20 protein-coding genes and 1 other RNA gene are annotated in these 19,414 nt (G+C 53.2%); 10 read left to right on the top strand and 11 right to left on the bottom strand.

Translation table 11 applies throughout. The annotated features are described in order from the left end of the window. Positions 1 to 10: 10 nt before the first annotated feature. Positions 11 to 1,306 carry a DNA polymerase IV gene (locus PSTEL_RS10595; protein ID WP_038695171.1) on the bottom strand — a complete coding sequence of 432 codons (1,296 nt, stop codon included), beginning with the start codon at positions 1,304 to 1,306 and terminating at the stop codon, positions 11 to 13. A 298-nt stretch (positions 1,307 to 1,604) separates the two neighbouring features. Between PSTEL_RS10595 and PSTEL_RS10590 the strand changes: the two genes are divergently transcribed. Both PSTEL_RS10590 and cimA read left to right on the top strand, forming a co-directional pair. Further along, positions 1,605 to 2,204, top strand: coding sequence for a DJ-1/PfpI family protein (locus PSTEL_RS10590; RefSeq protein WP_218917580.1), 600 nt, complete (start codon positions 1,605 to 1,607; stop codon positions 2,202 to 2,204). A gap of 293 nt (positions 2,205 to 2,497) precedes the next feature. Next, positions 2,498 to 4,117, top strand: coding sequence for a citramalate synthase (gene cimA / locus PSTEL_RS10585; protein ID WP_038695169.1), 1,620 nt, complete (start codon positions 2,498 to 2,500; stop codon positions 4,115 to 4,117). Positions 4,118 to 4,207: 90 nt separating this feature from the next. Here the strand turns inward: cimA and PSTEL_RS10580 are convergent, their stop codons facing one another. Next, complete coding sequence (locus PSTEL_RS10580) at positions 4,208 to 4,807, bottom strand: TlpA family protein disulfide reductase (protein WP_245625125.1); 600 nt, start codon at positions 4,805 to 4,807, stop codon at positions 4,208 to 4,210. 194 nt (positions 4,808 to 5,001) lie between these two features. Between PSTEL_RS10580 and PSTEL_RS26200 the strand changes: the two genes are divergently transcribed. Further along, positions 5,002 to 5,478: a M67 family metallopeptidase gene (locus tag PSTEL_RS26200; RefSeq protein WP_052098353.1), complete on the top strand. Its 477-nt coding sequence runs from the start codon at positions 5,002 to 5,004 to the stop codon at positions 5,476 to 5,478. On the opposite strand, the gene PSTEL_RS10570 is transcribed toward PSTEL_RS26200, so the two are convergent. From PSTEL_RS10570 to PSTEL_RS10560, 3 genes are read right to left on the bottom strand one after another with little or no spacing between them, the layout of a single operon-like run. After that, entirely contained in the window at positions 5,460 to 6,209 is a 750-nt protein-coding gene (locus PSTEL_RS10570) for an exonuclease domain-containing protein (protein ID WP_038695167.1), read from the bottom strand. The two genes, PSTEL_RS26200 and PSTEL_RS10570, sit on opposite strands and share 19 nt — an antisense overlap. Next, positions 6,206 to 7,276: a DUF294 nucleotidyltransferase-like domain-containing protein gene (locus tag PSTEL_RS10565; protein WP_038700623.1), complete on the bottom strand. Its 1,071-nt coding sequence runs from the start codon at positions 7,274 to 7,276 to the stop codon at positions 6,206 to 6,208. The genes PSTEL_RS10570 and PSTEL_RS10565 overlap by 4 nt, the downstream gene beginning before the upstream one ends. A gap of 45 nt (positions 7,277 to 7,321) precedes the next feature. After that, positions 7,322 to 8,707, bottom strand: coding sequence for an ammonium transporter (locus PSTEL_RS10560; protein ID WP_038695165.1), 1,386 nt, complete (start codon positions 8,705 to 8,707; stop codon positions 7,322 to 7,324). Between the two features lie 315 nt (positions 8,708 to 9,022). Here PSTEL_RS10560 and PSTEL_RS10555 point away from each other — a divergent pair, with 315 nt between their 5' ends. Together PSTEL_RS10555 and PSTEL_RS10550 are read left to right on the top strand one after the other, a co-directional pair. Beyond that, the gene (locus tag PSTEL_RS10555; protein WP_038695163.1) at positions 9,023 to 9,439 is read left to right on the top strand and encodes a helix-turn-helix domain-containing protein; all 417 of its coding nucleotides are present in this window, start codon (positions 9,023 to 9,025) and stop codon (positions 9,437 to 9,439) included. A 25-nt stretch (positions 9,440 to 9,464) separates the two neighbouring features. After that, complete coding sequence (locus PSTEL_RS10550; RefSeq protein ID WP_038695161.1) at positions 9,465 to 10,142, top strand: zinc metallopeptidase; 678 nt, start codon at positions 9,465 to 9,467, stop codon at positions 10,140 to 10,142. 47 nt (positions 10,143 to 10,189) lie between these two features. Here the strand turns inward: PSTEL_RS10550 and gltC are convergent, their stop codons facing one another. Continuing rightward, positions 10,190 to 11,104, bottom strand: coding sequence for a glutamate biosynthesis transcriptional regulator GltC (gltC, locus tag PSTEL_RS10545; protein ID WP_038695159.1), 915 nt, complete (start codon positions 11,102 to 11,104; stop codon positions 10,190 to 10,192). Positions 11,105 to 11,153: 49 nt separating this feature from the next. Next, on the bottom strand, positions 11,154 to 11,780 hold the full coding sequence (locus PSTEL_RS10540; RefSeq protein ID WP_038695157.1) for a rhomboid family intramembrane serine protease: 627 nt from the start codon (positions 11,778 to 11,780) through the stop codon (positions 11,154 to 11,156). 134 nt (positions 11,781 to 11,914) lie between these two features. On the opposite strand from PSTEL_RS10540, the gene tpx reads away from it, so the two are divergent. Continuing rightward, positions 11,915 to 12,433, top strand: coding sequence for a thiol peroxidase (gene tpx / locus PSTEL_RS10535; RefSeq protein ID WP_038695155.1), 519 nt, complete (start codon positions 11,915 to 11,917; stop codon positions 12,431 to 12,433). Between the two features lie 167 nt (positions 12,434 to 12,600). Here tpx and PSTEL_RS10530 read toward each other — a convergent pair whose 3' ends face one another. The 3 genes from PSTEL_RS10530 to PSTEL_RS10525 all read right to left on the bottom strand — a co-directional run bounded on the left by PSTEL_RS10530 (position 12,601) and on the right by PSTEL_RS10525 (position 14,297). Beyond that, positions 12,601 to 12,990: a DUF1499 domain-containing protein gene (locus PSTEL_RS10530; RefSeq protein WP_038695153.1), complete on the bottom strand. Its 390-nt coding sequence runs from the start codon at positions 12,988 to 12,990 to the stop codon at positions 12,601 to 12,603. 192 nt (positions 12,991 to 13,182) lie between these two features. Further along, positions 13,183 to 13,374, bottom strand: a non-coding RNA gene (gene ssrS / locus PSTEL_RS26915) — 6S RNA. Between the two features lie 71 nt (positions 13,375 to 13,445). Next, positions 13,446 to 14,297 carry a YesL family protein gene (locus PSTEL_RS10525; RefSeq protein ID WP_052098352.1) on the bottom strand — a complete coding sequence of 284 codons (852 nt, stop codon included), beginning with the start codon at positions 14,295 to 14,297 and terminating at the stop codon, positions 13,446 to 13,448. 173 nt (positions 14,298 to 14,470) lie between these two features. Between PSTEL_RS10525 and PSTEL_RS10520 the strand changes: the two genes are divergently transcribed. Continuing rightward, positions 14,471 to 14,569, top strand: coding sequence for a hypothetical protein (locus tag PSTEL_RS10520; protein WP_038695151.1), 99 nt, complete (start codon positions 14,471 to 14,473; stop codon positions 14,567 to 14,569). A gap of 119 nt (positions 14,570 to 14,688) precedes the next feature. Here the strand turns inward: PSTEL_RS10520 and cshA are convergent, their stop codons facing one another. Continuing rightward, positions 14,689 to 16,320 (bottom strand): degradosome RNA helicase CshA, encoded by a 1,632-nt coding sequence (gene cshA, locus PSTEL_RS10515; RefSeq protein ID WP_038695149.1) that lies wholly within the window; start codon positions 16,318 to 16,320, stop codon positions 14,689 to 14,691. A 338-nt stretch (positions 16,321 to 16,658) separates the two neighbouring features. Here cshA and PSTEL_RS10510 point away from each other — a divergent pair, with 338 nt between their 5' ends. From PSTEL_RS10510 to PSTEL_RS10500, 3 genes are all read left to right on the top strand, one after another. Further along, the gene (locus PSTEL_RS10510; protein ID WP_038695147.1) at positions 16,659 to 17,480 is read left to right on the top strand and encodes a YitT family protein; all 822 of its coding nucleotides are present in this window, start codon (positions 16,659 to 16,661) and stop codon (positions 17,478 to 17,480) included. Positions 17,481 to 17,655: 175 nt separating this feature from the next. Beyond that, complete coding sequence (locus PSTEL_RS10505) at positions 17,656 to 17,844, top strand: hypothetical protein (RefSeq protein WP_084065415.1); 189 nt, start codon at positions 17,656 to 17,658, stop codon at positions 17,842 to 17,844. Positions 17,845 to 18,134: 290 nt separating this feature from the next. Beyond that, complete coding sequence (locus PSTEL_RS10500) at positions 18,135 to 19,394, top strand: putative glycoside hydrolase (protein WP_038695145.1); 1,260 nt, start codon at positions 18,135 to 18,137, stop codon at positions 19,392 to 19,394. The last annotated feature ends 20 nt before the right edge of the window (positions 19,395 to 19,414 follow it).

Genomic DNA, 19,414 nt, shown 5'->3' with positions numbered 1-19,414 from the left:
GTCCAAGCGCCTAGTCTTCATCCCCCTGCGGCAGCCGCAGCCGATCCTTCTGCAGAGAGGTTCCGCGCTCTTTGTGATTCCGCAGTAGAGCCGCATGGGGGTCATTCAGCATGCCTGCGGTCAGGACGGCATTTTCGCCGAATTTGTTCCGGAGCATGTCCATCGTCTTGTTCAACAATTCCTTCTTCGGCTGGCGCTCGTATTCGAACAGGTCGAGCTGAATCGCGGATTCATCCTTTGGCATGAGGCCGTAGAGCGTTACCCCGAGCAGCCGGACCGGACGGTCCTCGCTCCAATGCTTCCTGAACAGGCTGCAAGCGGCTTTATACACATCCTCCGCCGACTCGGTCGGAACATCAAGCTGGCTCGATCTTGTGATCGTCTTCATTTCCGGAGTCCGGACGGTCAGCTGGACCCCTGAAGCAACCAGCTTCTGACGTCTCAGACGCCTCGCGACCTGATCGCTCAGGGAGAGCAGCACCGGGCGCGCTTCGCCTATACCGGTTATATCGCCGGGAAGGGTCGTCGTATGCCCGATCGATTTGTTCGCTTCCCTTTCCGGGTTGACGGGAGCCTCGTCGAGGCCGTTCGCCGCACGTTTCAGCCATGTGCCCAAGACTCCGAAGACCTCCCGCAGCATGTTCTCGTCGGCGGCGGCCAGTTGGCCGATACTTAAAATGCCGAGGCGCTTCAGCTTCTCGGCGGTCTTCCCGCCAATGCCGAACATCTCGCCGCATGGCCTGTCCCACAGCACCGACGGTACGTCGCGCAGCCGCAGAATCGAAATGCCGTTCGGCTTCTTGAGATCCGAAGCCATCTTGGCCAACAGCTTGTTCGGCGCGATCCCGACTGAGCATGGGAGACCGAGCTCATCCTGGATTCGCCGCTGGATCTCCTCCGCAATCTCCGGAGGCGTTCCGAACTGCCGGGACCCGGTAATATCGAGGTAGCACTCGTCGATGGACACAGCTTCCAGAAGCGGCGAGTAGTTGTATGCAATTTCCATGAAGGCCGAGGAATAACGCCGGTACAAATGGAAGTCGGGCTTAATGATAATAAGCTCGGGACAAATTCGCAGCGCCCGCTGCACCTGCATCCCTGTCGAGATTCCCCGTCTCCGGGCCGGATATGAGCAGGTTACAATGATCCCCTTGCGGAGCTCGACGCTGCCGGCGACGGCGGTCGGCCGTCCCTTATAGGCGTCCGGATTCTCCGCCTCGTGAACCGAACAGTAGAAGGCGTTCATATCGATATGCAGAATGACCCGTCCACTGGACGGATAATACCGGTCCACCCTTTCGTTCACGCTCTCCCACTTCCTTCATTTAATAACCATTCTTTTTAAGCATCCCTAACGTCAGAGAATCATTCCTTACTGTCAGCATACCCCTTGCAGAGAAGCCGGGTCAATTGTCTGAAATATTGAAACATAGAAGCAGCGCTTCCTGCCTGTGTCCCGTTCATCGCAGATTTACGAATCAGCCGATTCGATGAACGCATGCTGCCTGCTGCACCTGCGGGCTTTTTATGAAAATCGGACATTTGCAGGAGTTACAGCCGTATAGATTGAATTAGGTAAGGAATGAAGAGGAGGGATTTGCAGCATGTTTATCAGAAAGAATGTGGGGATTTTCTTATTTCATGAAGTGGAAGTTTTGGATTTTGCAGGTCCCTTCGAAGTGTTCTCCCTAACCGAATTTCCCCAGACCAACGAAAAGGCTTTTACCGTTAAAACTGTTTCACAGGACGGAGGTCTGATAAAGGCCCGCAACGGACTCACGGTCCAGCCTGATTACAGCTTTGGAACAGCTCCGTCATTTGATATACTCATCATTCCCGGCGGTTATGGCGCAGAGAAGATTGAAATCCAAAATGAAGTGGTCATCAGATGGATTCAAGAACAGTATTTCAGGGTGGATCTGCTTGCTTCCGTTTGTACAGGAGCGCTTCTGTTAGCCAAAGCCGGACTGCTCGACGGCAAATCAGCTACAACGCATTGGATGGATATCCCTCGCCTAGCCGCCGAATTTCCAAACATTAATGTGTTAAGCAACACGCGATATGTTGATGAAGGCCGCCTTATTACTTCCGGGGGCATCTCATCCGGCATCCACATGTCTCTGCATGTCATTCGTCGTTTGATAAGCGAAGAGGCCGCCATAGACACTGCAAGACGGATGGAGTACGACATTACCGGTATCTAAAAAAGAGCGAATCGGCTAGCCTCCCCAACAGCATCAATCCACGTTAAGCCGTGTTTTCTGTGCTTTTTCATGATTTTCACGTTATTCTGTCCATGAAGTGTGACTTCTCTGTTACATTCCCGCGTAAAAATGATATAATATAAAAATTCATTCCGATTTTTTACGTTTCCGCTGCGCATTGGCGAAGCGGACTCGTTTCAGCATACGACAAAAACCAAGCCCGAGCTTTCGAAGCCAGTTTTGCGAAGTCGATCAAAGAAGCTTATGCTATCAAAACTTTTAGGAGGACGCACATGTCTAAGTCCATCACCATCTTCGATACCACACTGCGCGACGGCACTCAAGGCGAAGGGATCAGTCTGTCGGCGGACGACAAGCTGAAAATCGCCAAAAAACTCGACGATCTGGGTGTGCACTATATTGAAGGTGGCATTCCTGGAAGCAATATGAAAGATATCGAATTTTTCAATAGAGTAAAAGATCTCCGGCTGAACGCCAAGATTACCGCATTCGGCAGCACCCGCCGCAAGAACTCCCTCGCGGAGCAGGACGACAATCTTCAGCGCATGCTGGCAGCAGGCGTACCGGCGGCTACCCTTGTCGGGAAATCATGGGATTTCCATGTGCATACCGCCTTGCAAACTACGCTGGAAGAGAACCTGGCCATGATCGGCGATTCCATCGCCTTTTTGAAGAGCAAGGGGCTTGAGGTCATTTTTGATGCCGAGCATTTCTTTGACGGCTACAAGAACAATCCCGAGTATGCAGCAGCCGTTATGGCCCGGGCACGCGAAGCGGGCGCGGATTGGCTCGTTATGTGCGATACGAACGGCGGCACACTGCCTCATGAAATCCAGGATATTGTGACATCCTTGACGCAGCGGATTCCCGGCGCCCACTTCGGCATCCATACCCACAACGACTGCGAGCTGGCCGTAGCGAACGCGCTCAGCGCGATTCAGGCGGGAGCCCGTCAGGTTCAGGGTACGATCAATGGCTACGGCGAGCGCTGCGGCAACGCCAATCTCTGCTCCATCATTCCGACTCTGCAGCTTAAGATGGGCTATTCCTGCATCCCGGAGGAGAGCCTGCCACAGCTGACCAACACGGCCCGCTACGTCAGCGAGGTCGCCAATGTCAACATGCCGGTGAATCAGCCGTATGTCGGAAGCGCCGCGTTCGCGCATAAGGGCGGCATCCACGTCTCGGCAATCCTCCGCGATTCGCGCACCTATGAGCACATCGCACCCGAACTGGTCGGGAACAAGCAGCGTGTGCTGGTGTCGGAGCTGGCCGGACAGAGCAACGTGCTCTCGAAGGCGCAGGAAATGGGCCTCAACCTTGACCCTAGCAGCGAACAGGCCCGCAAGGTGATCGACAAAATCAAGGACCTGGAGCATCAGGGCTACCAGTTCGAGGGCGCGGACGCCTCGCTGGAGCTTCTGCTGCGCGAAGCGACCGGCGAGATGAACGAGCTGTTCACGTTCGAATCGTTCAAAATGCTGGTGGAAAAATCAGCGGGCAAACCGGTCGTCTCCGAGGCATTCGTCAAATTGAAGGTTGGCGGCGAGACGCTGTATACGGCGGGCGAAGGCAACGGCCCTGTCAACGCGCTAGACAATGCGCTGCGCAAAGCGCTGCTGGCCCATTTTCCACAGCTTAAAGACATGCATCTCTCCGACTACAAGGTCCGTGTGCTGGACGAGAAAGATCAGACGGCCGCCAAGGTTCGCGTGCTGATCGAATCCAAGGACTATAGCGACACGTGGAGCACCGTCGGCATGTCCACCAACGTCATCGAAGCAAGCTGGGAAGCGCTGGTTGACAGTATGCGGTATGCGCTGCTGGGCCAGATTTCCCCGGAGAACACCGATCTGCTTGATGTCGGACAGCGGGGACTCGTCAATCACTAGTTGAATATTATGCCCCGTCTCATCGGCAGCGCCAATAAGCCGCTCCTTCGCTCGCAGCGAATGGAAGCGGCTTTTGTTATAGCTGGATATTTACCGATCAAGCAGCTTCAGCTTATCCTCCAGTTGCTCTGCCGTGATTCCTCCCAGGATCACTTCCTTAACAACGCCATCCCGTCCTATCAGCACATTTGTCGGAAAGACAGCCCCGTTGTATTTCTCGAAAATATCCCCTTTCATATCGTACATGACGGGAAAAGTTAGCTTGTACTTATCTGCAAATCGCTGCGCATTGGTTTTATTGTCATAGCTCGTCACATTGATGCCGTAAATATCGAGACGATCGCCCAGCGATGCTGCAATCCGGTTCAGCTCGGGAGCCTCCGCCTTGCAGGGATCGCACCAGGACGCCCAGAAATTGAGAAGCACCGCTTTATCCCGGACTCCATCTACCTTGTAGACGCTGCCGTCATCCCCAGTCGTGCTGAAAGAAGGTGCCCGGAATCCAGGCTCGGGTCTGTCTTCAGACGAAGGATCTGATGCCTCCCAAGCGGCGGCGAATACCGGAGCGCTGTTCGCTGCAATCGTCAGGTCCGCAGGTTGTGCCGATGCTCCCCCTCCGTTGTTTACGTACAGAATGGCTGTAACCCCTAGCAGGCTAATAGCCGTATTTCGAAAGATTGCCCTCTTCATCGCAGGTTTCCTTTGCTGGTGGAGTGATTTGGTTCTATTGTGCCCTACGAAAAGCGTGTTTTATACCGGGGATATAACGGAGATATGATACAATACAATCAGCTTGCGCGGACTACGGTTTACATCGAATTATCCCATAACAAAAAAAGGGATTTCGTCCAAGACGAAATCCAATGAAGAGAGAGGGGTGAACAATGACAGCATACCAGGGAACAGCTCCGACCATCAGGCTGAGGCCTTCCGTCTATCAAGCGCTGGGGAAGCACTTGGCATCCAATCTTCCGCACGAAGCGTGCGGCGTCCTGCTGGGTGCTGCCGCAGCGGGCGGCATGCGCATCGACACTTATGTGCCCATGCGCAACGTAGCGCCTGACCCGCTGCATGCATTCGTGCCGCATCCGGCTGACTGGGTGTCGGCGCTGTTCATGACGCCGCCTCCCGTAGGCCTGTTTCACTCCCATCCACGTTCCGCCCCACTCCCCTCTGCCGCCGATTACGCCGGTCTGCAAGGGTTAGAGGAGCATTTCGCGGTCTATTTGATTGGTGCGCCGGGGTCCGCCGCTGGCGAATTTATCCGACTCAATGGTTACGGAATTACCCGCACCCGGACCGGGCAAGGGTCCTTGAGCTTAGGTCTCGCTGAAGCGCAGCTTCAGCTTCTGCTCAAGTAAGCGTAAAGATCGCCAAGCGTCTCGACCTGCTTGCGGTTAGCGATCTCACGCAGATAAGAGACCCACAGCTCTGCTGTCATCTTGGAATCCTCAAGGGCATGATGCCGGCCGTGGATCGGAATTCCGTGAACCGCGAGCAGCTCGTCTAGCGTGTAATTACTGCGGTTCGGTTCAAGCCAGCGAGCCAGCATCATCGTGTCCAGCACGCGATGGGTCAGCTGAACCTTGGAGGTCTTCCAAAGTGCAGCGTTGAGAAAGGCTTTATCATGAGCGCTGGCGTGAGCGATCAGCACTCTTTTTTCCACAAAAGACATGAAACTATGAAGTCCGTCAATCAGCGAAGGAGCCTTGTCGCACATTTCATTCGTGATCCCGGTCAGTTCGGTGATGTTTGCCGGAATGGCCGTCTGGCAGTTAACCAGTGTGTAGAAGCATTCCTCTTCCTGAATCTCCTCACCAACGACCTTGATCGCGCCAATCGACAGAATCTCGTCGCCGTGCTGGCTGGAGAAGCCTGTCGTCTCAAGATCAAACACAACCGTCTCGAGCTCGGACAGCGGCGTGTGCAGAACTTCGGGACGGCGTTTCTCTCTCATTAGCGACCGAATGAACGCAAGCTGCTGGGCAGTCTGCTGTCCCGTCTCGCCGCCACGCATCGAAGCGAGCGCAGACGGCATCCCGCCATGTCTTAGGCTGTTCCAGAATCCGCCGCCTTTGTTCGGCTCCTTCATAGCTGTCTCCTTTCCGCCAGGCGGAGCTGCCGCTGCAGAATGCGGTGAATCCGCCGGACAAGAAGCAGGCTCTTCCTCAAATCGGACATCAACTGCCTGCTCTTCAATTCATTCTCCGATGCATAATCGCTGCCTGTCAGCAGCCCGTCTTGTTCCGTGAACGGAGTGCTCGACCGCATGCTAAGCGCCGTCAGAAACGCTTTATGGACGCCTTCCGGCAAATGATGATACTCGTCGCTTAACGATTTCAGCCGCTTCAGCGTCGAGGTCTCGCGTATCCCGTTCTGCAACGAAAAGTACCGGACTCCATTCACAAGCGGGATGTACAGACCGTATTTGACGTCAAAACCGCCTGCATTGTCCCCGAACCGCTCCGTAAGCACCTGTCCGAGCAAATTCAGCGTAGCCTTATGTCTGACGGTATTACGCAGAACCGCTGCCAGCAGCTTGTCGTTACTTTGAAACCCTTCATGAAAATAATCAAGCCAGGACTTCGACAGCTCCTGGTCACCGGCAATATGACGCATATCGGACGATATGATTAAATACCGGATCGGCTCCCACTCAAGCGTAGAACTCCATGATGCTAGCTGCTCCTTCCACTCCTGGAGCGTCTTGCACCACAGCGTTTCGGAGCACATGACTTTTCCTTCGCATTTCTCGTATCCGGCTTGTTCCAGCATAGCGGACAGCACAGATCCGAATTCCTCAAAATAAAGCTTCTTGGCTTCTTCCGGTTCCCCCTCGATAATCAGCCCGTTATCCTGATCGCTCCAAAGCGTTGATTCCTCCCGCCCGGCGCTGCCGAATACGATAAAGGAATAAGCGCAGGGAGGCGGGCCATAGCCCGCCTCAATCATCTGCGCCTCGGATAAGGTCACCGCTCGTCTTGCAACGGCGTCATGCATTGTGTTGACATGGACCATCCATTCCTCGATCGGGATAACATGAAGTTGATTCAGGAGAGCCTTCTGACAGGCAATCCGCCTTGTCTTTAGCTCCTGCGGCGAACCGGAGGCTGCGATGGACTGATATGCTGCATCATAGTCCCAATCGTCGATTTCCATCGGTGTCACTCGGTCCGCCCTCCTATGTTAAGCAAGTTAGAGTTTTTACTTTTTCTCGGAATCCGTGATCAGCTTCATTTGCTCAGGATATCCGTAAGTACCGTGTTCGCTGATGTCCAGACCCATCAGTTCTTCTTCTTCCGTTACACGCAGGCCGATAACCAGCTTGATGATGTACAGGCAGATGAAGGACATGACGGCAACGAATACGAAGGTACCGACAACACCGAGAACTTGCACACCCAACTGGTGAAGGCCGCCGCCATAGAACAGACCAGCTTTACCAACCAGAGCGTTAGCTTCGATAAGATCAGGATCTGCGAACAGACCAGTGGATACTGCACCCCACATACCAGCAATGCCGTGAACGGAGAAAGCATAGATCGGATCGTCAAGTCCAGCACGTTCCAGCCATTGTGCCGTCATGAAAGTGAATGCACCGGCGATCAGACCGATGATGATGGCAGCCCAAGGTTGAACGAATGCGCAGGCGCCGGTAATGGCAACCAGAGCGGCGAGTACGCCATTCAGCATAGCCGGAATGTCAGATTTGCCGAAGTACAGCCAGGAAGCGACAAGTGCTGCAAGACCGCCGGCCGCAGCCGCGATATTCGTTGTCAGAGCAACGTGGCCGAAGAAACCGCCCATAGGGGACAATGCGCTGCCGGGGTTGAAGCCGAACCAGCCAAACCAGAGAATGATTACACCAAGAACCGTCAATACTTGGTTATGACCCGGAATGATAACCGGCTTGCCTTCTTTGTTGAACTTGCCAAGGCGCGGTTTCAACAGGATCGTAGCGACTACCGCCGCTGTAGCACCTGTCAGATGGACGACAGTGGAACCTGCATAGTCCTGCATACCTTTTGTTGCCAGCCAGCCGCCGCCCCATACCCAGTGAGCAACAACCGGATAAATGATTACCGAGAACAGGATACCAAAGATAATGTATACACTCAGCTTCGCGCGTTCAGCCATACCGCCGGAGACGATGGCAAGGGAAACTGCCGCGAACGCCATCTGGAACAGGAATTTCACATTCATCGTTACGTCGGAGAAGCCCAATGCGTTCGCATAATGAGATGCTGCTGAATCACCGCCGTAGAAGAAGCCGGTAGTACCAATAATATTGTTGCCGTCACCGAAGCCGAATGCGAAGCCGATTGCCCAGAAGCACAAGCTTGCAATCGCCAGCGTCAGAACCGTCTTGCCGGCTACGTGACCAGCATTCTTCATGCGGACCGAACCGGCCTCAAGAAGGGCAAAACCTGCTTGCATAAAGAATACCAGAATGAACGCCAAGAATGTAAATGCCGTGTCCAGACCGATCTGTAGGTCTGCCGGCGCAGGAGCATCGGCCGCGAATGCGCTGACCGGATAAATCATTAATGTCAGCATCGCTAACACAAAACAAAGCCATTTTCTTTTCATGAATCCCCACTCCCCTATGTAATATATTCTAACAAAGCGTGAAACTCTTAATGTCATTATAAGCAATAGTCAGCAATGTTGACAAGACAATTTTTCACGAATCGGGAAATTAATTTTCCTGCCGTTTTCACGGCTACCAAATGGCAATATTCCATTCCGTACAGCATAAGTTAGTCCAAAGTGTAACGTTTGACTGTATGGTTTTGCGTTTGATATCATTATAAATGAATATATTCCCTTTCCTGCCCCGCTAGACTGGCTAGGGGTACTTTCATGAACTGAGGTGAACACTATGGGGATACGAAGCTTTACCGGATCGGCGAGTTAGCGAAGGCCGCGGGCTTGAGCGAACGAACCATCGATTATTACACCAAACTGGGACTTATCGATCCGCAAACGCGCAGCGAGAAGAACTATAGACTGTACAGCCATGAAACCGTAGTCCTATTGGAACGTATTAATGAATGGAAGCAGGACAAATACTCATTGGAGGAAATCCGGTCACTGATCGGCAAATGGAAGGCAGCCACCGCAGAAGCAGCAGTCTCCGGCAAGCTTGCTGAGCTGGAGGTACACATGCAGAAGCTTCAGCGAGAACTCAAGGAGCTCGAGCCGGCGCTAAGCCAGCTTAAGCCGAACCAGGCCAGACGGGCGCTAGCTCATCTCGTCCCGCAGGGACTTGCCTGCATTGAAGCCATCCGGATTATGATGACGCAGGGTCCTTCGATGTAACTACACAAAGTGGAGGAATATACGAATGATGGGATTTATGTATCTATTAATTATTGTCGCCTTTATTTTTTCACTATGGGCGCAGTTTAGAGTCAAAGGATCTTTCAACCGATGGTCTCAGGTGCCCAACCAGAACGGACTGACCGGCTATGAAGCCGCCAGAAGAATGCTGGACGTCAATGGACTCAGCGACATTCCGATCGAACCGGTACGTGGCACGCTCACTGACCACTATGACCCGATTCATCGTGTTGTCCGCCTTTCGGAGCCGGTCTATTACGAACGCTCCATCTCGGCTGTTTCCGTCGCCTGCCACGAGGTCGGCCACGCCATCCAACACAAGGTGCATTATCCGATGCTGGTGCTGCGCCACCGGATGTTTCCGGTAGTCAACTTCGCCTCCGGCGTTGCGCCGTTCATGCTGATCGCCGGCTTCCTGTTCAGTTCGCTGAACCTTATCGGCCTCGGTATCATCTTCTTCTCGGCGGCCGTTGCCTTCCAGCTTGTAACGCTTCCGGTCGAATTCAACGCCAGCAACCGGGCGCGCCAGGTCATGGTAGAGCAGGGCTTTATCCGCAATGAGGAAGAACGCGGCGTTGCCAAGGTGCTCAATGCAGCTGCACTGACCTATGTCGCCGCAGCGCTCGTATCCGTGCTTGAACTGCTTCGTCTGATTCTCGTCTACACAAGCAGCCGCGACTAACATACCGGACGAAACAACATTTAAACCAAACAATACCCCGGAAGGCTCTAGGAGCCGACCGGGGTATTGTTTTGTCTCATGCGGAAGTAGGTCAACAGAAACGCCCTGAACGAACGGGCCACCAATGGCAGCTTGCCGTCCGATCGATGGATAAGGCCGATTGTACGGGTCACTGCAGGCTCTATAACCCTGACCTGGGCCGGCTGCAGCGAACCCGTCTGGAACAACGCCATTTCGGGCAGCAGACTCACGCCCATGCCGGCCGCCACCAGTCCGCGTATCGTATCCGTCTCTCCTCCCTCGAAAGCGATCTGCGGCGTGAAACCGGCCTTCTGGCAAGCCTGCCACACGATCGGCCGAAGAGAGTAGCCCTGACTGAACAGCACGAACTGCTCTTCTTTCAGCTGCTCCAGGGAAATTACCTGCTCCTGGGCGAGCGGATGGTTTCGGGGCAGGATGGCGAACAGCTCCTCGGTCATCACCACATCTCCTACCAGTTGCTCATCGCTCTCCGGGCATGGAGAGGTGAACGCCAGATCGACCTCGCCTGACAGCACATCCTTGATTAACGAAGGGTATGTCCCCTGCTTGAACCGGAACTTCACATGGGGGTAATGCTTGCGGAACTCGGAGACGATCGCAGGAATGAGATGGGTCCCCAGACTATGAGGAAATCCGATCCGGATTTCCCCGCGCTCGGGATCCAGAAATTCATGGACTTCGGCCACCGACCGGTCCAGATCCTTCAGGATGGATTCCACCCTTTTGCAGAACAGCTGTCCCACCGGAGTCAGATACAGATTTCGTCCCTTCTGCATGAACAAGTCTACGCCAAGCTCCTCCTCAAGCAAGTGGATCTGGCGGCTGACTGCCGACTGCGCCACATGCAGCTCCTCCGCAGCCCGGGTGACGTGTTCTTTTTGAGCAACCTTCAGAAAATATTGCAGCTGTCTAAGCTCCATGTCGCACACCTCTCCCTTTCGCCATATCCAGCAGCCCTCTCCCGCCTTATTAACGGCTTCTTCGCGGTGAAGAGAGCCTGATGATTAGCCCGTACAGTATAAACCCGGCAATCAGCCCGCCGATATGCGCTTCCCAGCCTACATTCGGCGTGATAAACGAGGATATGATCCCGACCACCAGCAGCGAGTATAGCGTTTTGCGCGAATTCTCGTCCATCAGAGAGCGCTGAAACAGCGCAATGTACAGATATGCCCCATAGGCGGCAAAAATGGCTCCCGAGGCGCCTACGGACAGCGTAGGCTCGCTCATCGCACCACCCCATACGCCTGCGGCGGCCAAATTGCCGGCAATGCCTCCGAGCAGGTACAGCAGCGCATAGCGCCACCAGCCCATCAGGCGCTCCAGCGGAGGAATGAAGACCAGCAGCGCGAAGCAGTTGAACAGCAGATGCTCGAAACCGTTATGCAGAAAAATAGCCGCGATATATCGCCATGCCTCTCCCCGCTCCACTCCAAAATTGACAATGGCGCCGTAGCGAAGCAGCGTATCACTGTTGGTGGAACCGCCATTAAAGGTCAGCACCAGGAACATGATCAGATTTATGAGCAGAATGATGCTGGTTACGGGATAATATTTGAGATAGCTTCTCCAGTTCTCATAACGAATGAATATCATGGCGTCACCCTTCTCTTAGTCCGATCTGTCTTCCCCGTAATTTTATCCTCCGAGTTGGACAGGATCTCGTCAATATGATTATAATTTACTTTGGCAGGAACAATCCAATTTCCCAATTTCGAGGAGGAATTATCGTGACGCAGGAAAGAACAGGCATTGCCGCTTTTAAAGGAAGTCCCATCACGCTCGTGGGACCGGAGCTCCGTCCCGGCGATCAGGCTCCCGATTTTGTACTCAGCAAAAATCTGCTGGAAGATGCCACGCTGAAGGATTACAGCGGTAAAGTAAAGCTGATCAGCGTCGTCCCTTCCCTGGACACCGGCGTATGCGATGCGCAGACCCGGCGGTTCAACACTGAAGCAGCCGAGCTTGGCGATGAAGTAGTCATTCTTACGGTAAGCGCCGATCTTCCATTTGCCCAGGCACGCTGGTGCGGAGCGGCCGGCATCGACCGCGTCATCACGCTCTCCGATTATAAGGAGAATTCGTTCGGCACAGCTTACGGCGTACTGATCAAGGAATTCAAGCTGGATATGCGGTCCATCTTCGTGCTGGACAAGAACGATAAAATCGTCTATGTCGAGTATTTGGCCGAAATGTCCGAGCATCCGAACTACGAAGCCGCGATCAACGCGGTGAAAGCTCTCCTCTGAGAAGCCATTTAACAGGTCCATGTTAAAAATCATGTTTAAAAGCGGAAGAAGGCCAGGCCTTCCTCCGCTTTTGTTGTGGATTTAGAGCATCAGCCGGACGACGGATTACTTTTTCCAAAGAAGCGCATACAAAAGAATGCCGGAATCAGCCGGCCGTCGGTATTTCCTCAATCCAGCTTATGCTTGCCGAGTTTCTTGTCGAGAGAGTCGTAGAGCCGCATAATGACTCTGTAATTGGCGCCCAGGTCTCCAAGCGAACCGCGGGAAGCCGAATAGATGTCGACGGCGCATCGCGACGGAGAGGTGTTCAGAACCGATACGGTAATGTCGAGCGTGCGGCCGAAAGCCGTCTTCTTCTCCAGGATAATCTCCCCTACGGACTGAACCTCGTGAAGGACCTTGTAGCCAGGAATTTTCTTCAGAGTGGAGGAGACTTCCTCCCAACCTTTATCTTTGGTGAGGTTGTAATACCGCGTTTTGAGTGCAGGTTCTTTGGCACGGTCGCTCGTTCCTTCATGACTGCGGAACAAGCCGACCAAGGTTCTTTTTAGAGACAACTTACTTCCTCCTCATATCCCAAGTTCACTATTGTTAGTGTAACATTCTTACCTGCGGAATCAAAGGGATTCCGTCTCCATTCCTTCAAAAAACGTGATGTCAACGCGCGGATTCGGCAATATCGGACATAACGTCCACAAAGAAGCGCCCAGTCTTCGATCTGAAGAACTGGACGCTTCGTAATGTTTGGAAGGAAACCCGCCTATGCCGTCCGACTGCATTGTCTTCTGAACCTGCAATAGCAGGTGGGTGATCGCAGTTGCGGTTTTGAAGTCCCCATGTCATATAGACAGGGCCTTTCAGCTGCGCTTCATGTAGATCTCCCAAGACATTATCATTGGTTCAAAACAACGAGCAGCCAATAACGAACATCGCAGGATTTGTTCTTATTATATTGCGTTTTTACGAAAAAGTAAACCTTGTATGCGCTTTATTTTACACTAGACCTTCTGCATTATACTCTTGGACGATCCTCACCCTCTACATCCTTGTCGGGACGGGCTTTTTCTGTGTCATCCTCCGGTTCGCCGCCGTCCTCCCCTTCCGCGCTTTCTGCTTCAAGCGCTTCCGCTGCTTCTTCCTCTTCCCGCCGCTTCTTCTCTTCAGCCTGCAGCTGCAGCTTGTTGTACGTCGCGTAGAAGTTGAAGAAAGCGAACAACGCAATCAAAGACGGAATACCGACAAAGAAGAGAGCCGGATACTTCGTCCCGATGAAGGCGAGGACGACAGCTCCGATCAGTGTGCTGAACACCCGGATCGGACGGGCGATTGTCAGCAGAATCGAGTTGATCATCACCTGCTTGAAGGCCATCTGGTAATGCACGACGATCGAGAAGAAATTGAACATTGAAATCGTCATGATGATCATGAGCACCAGCATCAGAATACCGACGATTCTGAAATTGGGCATTCGGTTCATGTACACCGTTACGTCGACGTACATCACTACGAACATCAGCGTATAAATGACGCCTCCACCCATGCTCTTCTTGTAGTTCTCTTTATAGCCCGAGAAGAAGGTCTTGAACGTGCCGACATCCGTATTGCCCATTACCCATTTGCGCACAACCGTGAACAAAGCCGAGGTTGCGGGAAATACGGTAAACGGCGCCGACAGGGCAATCGCCCAGTTCATCGTGATCTGCTCGTCCGCCCCCCCTTGGCCGGAGGCCATCAAGATCAATTTCATTACCAGAAAAAAGATAAACGGAGATGAACATAACACCCACAGCACATTGCTGAACGCGATTCGGGATATCCATTCCGTAAGGCGGTACAGCCCGCCCATAGCTCCTTTAAACTCCACAATTCTTCCCCCTGTCTGATCACTACTGCATAATCTAACTATACCTTATTTAAAGGGACTATTTCCATAGCCCATGTTTCGCCGGATAGGCTACCATCTAGGCAGACCGTGTAATCCGGCCATATATTAGAACCGTAACCCCCATAAATCCGCTTTTGAAGGAGGATAATCTCATGACAGCACCCGCTGGATACTATGGCTTCACATCGACCGGCACGATCTTGGTTCTGTTCATTCTTCTGGTAATTGTCAGCCGCACGTTCTTCATCTAGGACCATTCCCGCAGCTAATCAAACATAAGGTTTCCAAGTAAAAAAAGACGGTACGCTGAATTGCGCACCGTCTTTTGCTTCGTAATGAACGCTTCCGCTAAGGCAGCGGAACCCGTTCTTTAGATATCGTAAGAGTCCTCACGCTTCGGCGCGCGGCGTTCTCCGCCCTCCGGACGCTGGAATTTGTTGCGGTCGCCGCTTCCCCGGTAGCTCGAGCCTTCGCGGCTTCCGCCTTCACGGTTGCCCTTGTAACCGCCGCTGCTGTATCCGCCGCGGTTCCCGCCATCACGGCTGCCGCTATCACGGTTGCCGCCTTCACGGTTGCCACCGCGATATCCGCCGCTGCCGCTGCCGTATCCGCCGCGTCCGCTATAGCCGCCATTCGGCTTGCGGCCGCTGCGCAGATCATGCTTGCCTCCGCGACGCTTCACGCGGATCGGTTCTTCCGGAGTCAGTTGGATCTCCGAGTCCTTCTTCTCACCGGTCAGCAGCTTCATGGCTGCGGACAGCAGCTGAACGGAGTCGTACTGCTCCAGCAGCTGGATGGCGATGCCTTTGTATTCATTCAGCTCGGCATTCTCCAACGTATCCATCAGACGCTCGGCTGTGACGCGCTGCTTGCCTTCGATCGCTTCAGCCATCGTAGGCAGTGGCTTACGGGTAATCCGGTGACGGGTTACCCGTTCGATCAGACGAAGATGGTCGATTTCGCGAGGAGTCACGAACGACCAGGCGGTGCCTTCTTTGCCTGCGCGGCCCGTACGGCCGATCCGGTGAACGTAGCTCTCCGGATCCTGCGGCAGGTCGAAGTTGATAACATGTGTTACGCCGGACACGTCCAGACCGCGTGCTGCAACGTCAGTCGCTACAAGCACGTCGATGCTGCCGTCGCGGAATTTGCGCATAACGGCGTCGCGCTGATTCTGCGACAGGTCGCCATGAAGACCGTCGGCAGAGTAGCCGCGCTTCTGCAGAGCTTCGGACAGCTCGTCAACCCGGCGCTTCGTGCGTCCGAATACGATTGCCAGTTCAGGCGATTCCATGTCGATCAGACGGCTGAGCGCTTCGAACTTCTGGCGCTCCGGAACTTCTACATACGCCTGGTCGATCAGCGGCGCGCTGACCTGCTTCGGAATTACGGAGACATGCTCCGGATTCTTCAGGAACTGCTGGGCAAGACGCTGGATGTTCGGCGGCATTGTGGCCGAGAACAGCATCGTCTGGCGCTCTTCCGGAACTAGCTTCAGGATGGACTGGATGTCTTCCATGAAGCCCATATCCAGCATTTCGTCCGCTTCGTCAAGTACAACGGTCTTCACGTCATCAAGACGGATCGTTTTGCGGTTAATGTGGTCAAGTAGACGTCCCGGTGTACCGATGATGATCTGCGGTTTCTTCTTCAGTCCGCGGATTTGTCGGCCGATGTCTTGTCCGCCGTAGATCGGCAGGGAACGGATACCCTTGAAACGGCTCAGCTTGCCGATTTCTTCCGCCACCTGAATAGCCAGCTCACGGGTCGGGGTCATAATGAGAGCCACGATTTTTTCTTCCTCGCGGGCGATTTTAGAGATAAGAGGGATACCAAAAGCGGCCGTCTTGCCTGTACCGGTCTGAGCTTGTCCAATCAGGTCGCTTCCGGTGAGAGCGATCGGGATGGACTGGGATTGAATCGGGGTTGCCTCCTCAAATCCAAGCTCTGTAATAGCTTGCAACACCTTCGGTTCCAAGTCGAATTCTGCGAATGTTTTCAAATTATCCATGCTCCTTCTATATAGTGGACATTCCACATACTTGTCTGTATTCTTAAGTAGCGGCAATCGTTTATAGACTGTCCAATCTTGTCGGAAACTCTGCATAGTTTCGCGTTAAGGGGGCGGCTAACCGCCCAATCATCGGGTGCTTCAATAAGTCCGAGTCCGCTCGCGGCTTATATATCGAAACAATGCAAAATGTTCATTGTAACGCTCTACTCAAGAATATCCTATACATTATATCACAACAATAAAGAGGAAAGCCAGTGTGTTCCTTTCAATGATTTTTGCATGTTTTACATTTTTGTTTACATCTATATACGGAAGGTGAATTCTGCTTGCCAAGATACCTCTTAAGCCTTCTTGCCGTTGTATTCGGCTCTGCGTTGATCGCGGCCGGCTTCAATCTGTTCCTCATTCCGGTGCGCCTGCTCAGCGGCGGCGTATCCGGTCTGGCCATGCTGGCCAGCTATTTCACACCCTTAAGCGTCAGCCTGCTCTACCTGCTTCTCAACATTCCGCTGCTCCTCGCAGGCTGGTTCCAGCTCGGGCGGCGGTTCATCACACTGAGCATAGCCTCCGTCACCGCAGCAACTTGGCTGATTGAGCTGATCCCGGTCAAGCCGCTGGTTTCGGATACACTGCTCGCCTCCGTATTCGGCGGTGTTCTCGTCGGGATCGGAAGCGGCATTTCGTTTCGGGCCGGCGGTTCGTCCGGAGGATTCGATATTCTGGGCTCGATCATCAGCCGGCGCCGGGACTTCCCGATCGGAAGCGTGCTCGTATCGCTTAATGCGCTAGTCATTCTGGCGGCGGGCTATCTGGAGAACAACTGGAATATCGCGCTGGCTTCCATGCTGTCCATGTATGTAACCGGACGCGTGGTTGATTTTATTCACATCAGCCACATCAAGGTGACGGTATTTATCGTGACGAACCGAACCGATGAAATGCTCCAGGAGCTGCTCGCCCTTCAGCGGGGTGTCACGAAGATCCGGACCGAGGGCGCGTACTCGCATACGGAGAAGGACATGCTGATGACCGTAACGACCCGCTACGAGCTGGCCGAGCTGAAGCGGATCGTCAAGAAGAGCGATCCTCAAGCCTTTGTCAATATTGTTGAAACCGTCGGCGTTATGGGTTCTTTCCGCAAAGGATGAAGCTTAATGGATGCACTTGATTAAAAATTGTGATATATTAATACTGTTCAGACGCAATACAATAATCATGAAGATTCTGCTTTGCCCTCTATTCCAGGCACTTGTCGTTTTTCTGGGTGAAACCTGAATGCAAGTTCAGCAACATTCGAAAAAGGAAAGGGTGATTACTGTGGAAATGGAAACGGTAAAACTGTCAGCAATCGTCATGAAGTGGTATCCGGATATGATGCCGTTTCTCAAGCAGGACGAACTCGATTCCATGATCGTTCTGCGGGATGGGCTAAGCATCTTGGACCCTGCTGATGCGATGGACATCATTCAGTACAGCATTTGCGAGCATCAGGATTCTGCTTATCTTCATTAAAAGTAACAGCAAGCAGTATGAGCTTTAGGTTGCCGCCTTGACCGGCTGAAGAACCGGTTAGGCGGCTTTTACTTTGTCAGGGACATTTTTCCATCCGAGATATTTAAGTAAGTAGCGTTTATCCTCCCTCAACCGGGTTTAAAGAACACAATGGACTGATAAATGGGACGGTCTTCAGGAGCCTTGCAGAATCGACATTATTTTCTGCTTTTTTGATGACAAAGTTGTTCTTTAAAAAGGAAACCGTTCTTATATAATTTAATCAACGTACATAAAAGGAGAGAGAACGAATGAACATCACATGGGCTATATTGATGGTGGCCCTGGGGGGTGTCGGTGTGCAGCATCCGGCTCATGACGCGGAAGTTGCATCCGTACTAAAGTCCGCCACCAATACAGCCGTTGCCGTCAGCCAGACTGTAACTCCGGAGGCTTCGGCTTCAGCAGCCGGCACAGCAATCGCCGCTGGAAGCGCTACTTCCGCTCCCTCAGCTTCGCCTGCTGCATCACCGGACGCTGGCTCCGCCGCACCGCTTCCCGATCCCCAGCCCGACGCACCCAAGGTCAAGGGCATTTACGTAACAGCCTACAGCGCGGGCGGATCGAGGATGGATACACTGATGGACCTGATCGACAAGACGGAACTCAACGCCATGGTTATTGATATCAAGGATGACGCCGGATATATCACGTACAAGACGGATAATGCAGAACTGCAGAAGCTGGGCAAGCCGCAGCCCTTCATCGGCGATATCAACAAGCTGATGGAACGGCTCAAGAAGCATGATGTATACCCGATCGCCCGGATTGTGGTGTTCAAGGACACCGTGCTGGCGAAGAAGAATCCCGAATTGTCCTTCGTCAAGAGCGACGGCTCCGTCTGGAGCAACAGCAAGGGAGACAGCTTCGTCAATCCATATAATGAAACGGTATGGAAATACAATGTCGATATCGCGAAGGAAGCAGTCAAGTTGGGCTTCAAGGAAATCCAGTTCGATTATGTCCGGTTCCCGGAAGGCTTCGAGAAGCGGGCCGATTCGCTGAAATATACGAAGGTCCCGGGCAAGAGCCGGGTGGATATCGTAGGCGACTTCGTGAAATATGCCAAGCAGGAGCTGAATCCGCTCGGTGTGAGAGTATCGGTTGATATCTTTGGCTATGCCGCTTCGGTACCTGCCGCGGAAGGCATCGGCCAGGACTTTGTGAAGATCTCCAAGAACGTCGATGTCATCAGTCCGATGGTCTATCCGAGCCATTATACGACAGGCTGGTTCAATGTGAAGGATCCGGATAAGAATCCTTACGCGACGATCAAAGGCTCCATGGTGGACACCCACAAGAAGCTGGACCCGCTTGGCAGCTATAAACCGACGATCAGGCCATGGATTCAGGACTTCACCGCCAGTTGGCTTGGCAGTGGCCACTATGTCAAATACGGCAAGCAGCAGGTTGAGGATCAGATCCGCGCCCTGAAGGAAGAGAATGTTGACGAATTCCTGCTCTGGAATGCAAATAACCGGTATAGCGCCGGTGTCGATTACGAAAAATAAAGCTTACCGCTCTTTATCCC

The sequence above is a fragment of the Paenibacillus stellifer genome, assembly GCF_000758685.1.
GTDB classification, from domain to species: domain Bacteria; phylum Bacillota; class Bacilli; order Paenibacillales; family Paenibacillaceae; genus Paenibacillus_AQ; species Paenibacillus_AQ stellifer.
This window is presented reverse-complemented; position numbering and strand designations above follow the sequence as displayed.

Bases quoted from the DNA above. Each gene is read 5' to 3' on its own strand.
- PSTEL_RS10590 (WP_218917580.1), top strand. From the start codon at position 1,605: ATGTTTATCAGAAAGAATGTGGGGATTTTCTTATTTCATGAAGTGGAA.
- cimA (WP_038695169.1), top strand. From the start codon at position 2,498: ATGTCTAAGTCCATCACCATCTTCGATACCACACTGCGCGACGGCACT.
- PSTEL_RS10580 (WP_245625125.1), bottom strand. From the start codon at position 4,807: ATGAAGAGGGCAATCTTTCGAAATACGGCTATTAGCCTGCTAGGGGTT.
- PSTEL_RS26200 (WP_052098353.1), top strand. From the start codon at position 5,002: ATGACAGCATACCAGGGAACAGCTCCGACCATCAGGCTGAGGCCTTCC.
- PSTEL_RS10570 (WP_038695167.1), bottom strand. From the start codon at position 6,209: ATGAAGGAGCCGAACAAAGGCGGCGGATTCTGGAACAGCCTAAGACAT.
- PSTEL_RS10565 (WP_038700623.1), bottom strand. From the start codon at position 7,276: ATGGAAATCGACGATTGGGACTATGATGCAGCATATCAGTCCATCGCA.
- PSTEL_RS10560 (WP_038695165.1), bottom strand. From the start codon at position 8,707: ATGAAAAGAAAATGGCTTTGTTTTGTGTTAGCGATGCTGACATTAATG.
- PSTEL_RS10550 (WP_038695161.1), top strand. From the start codon at position 9,465: ATGATGGGATTTATGTATCTATTAATTATTGTCGCCTTTATTTTTTCA.
- gltC (WP_038695159.1), bottom strand. From the start codon at position 11,104: ATGGAGCTTAGACAGCTGCAATATTTTCTGAAGGTTGCTCAAAAAGAA.
- PSTEL_RS10540 (WP_038695157.1), bottom strand. From the start codon at position 11,780: ATGATATTCATTCGTTATGAGAACTGGAGAAGCTATCTCAAATATTAT.
- PSTEL_RS10520 (WP_038695151.1), top strand. From the start codon at position 14,471: ATGACAGCACCCGCTGGATACTATGGCTTCACATCGACCGGCACGATC.
- PSTEL_RS10505 (WP_084065415.1), top strand. From the start codon at position 17,656: ATGGAAACGGTAAAACTGTCAGCAATCGTCATGAAGTGGTATCCGGAT.
- PSTEL_RS10500 (WP_038695145.1), top strand. From the start codon at position 18,135: ATGAACATCACATGGGCTATATTGATGGTGGCCCTGGGGGGTGTCGGT.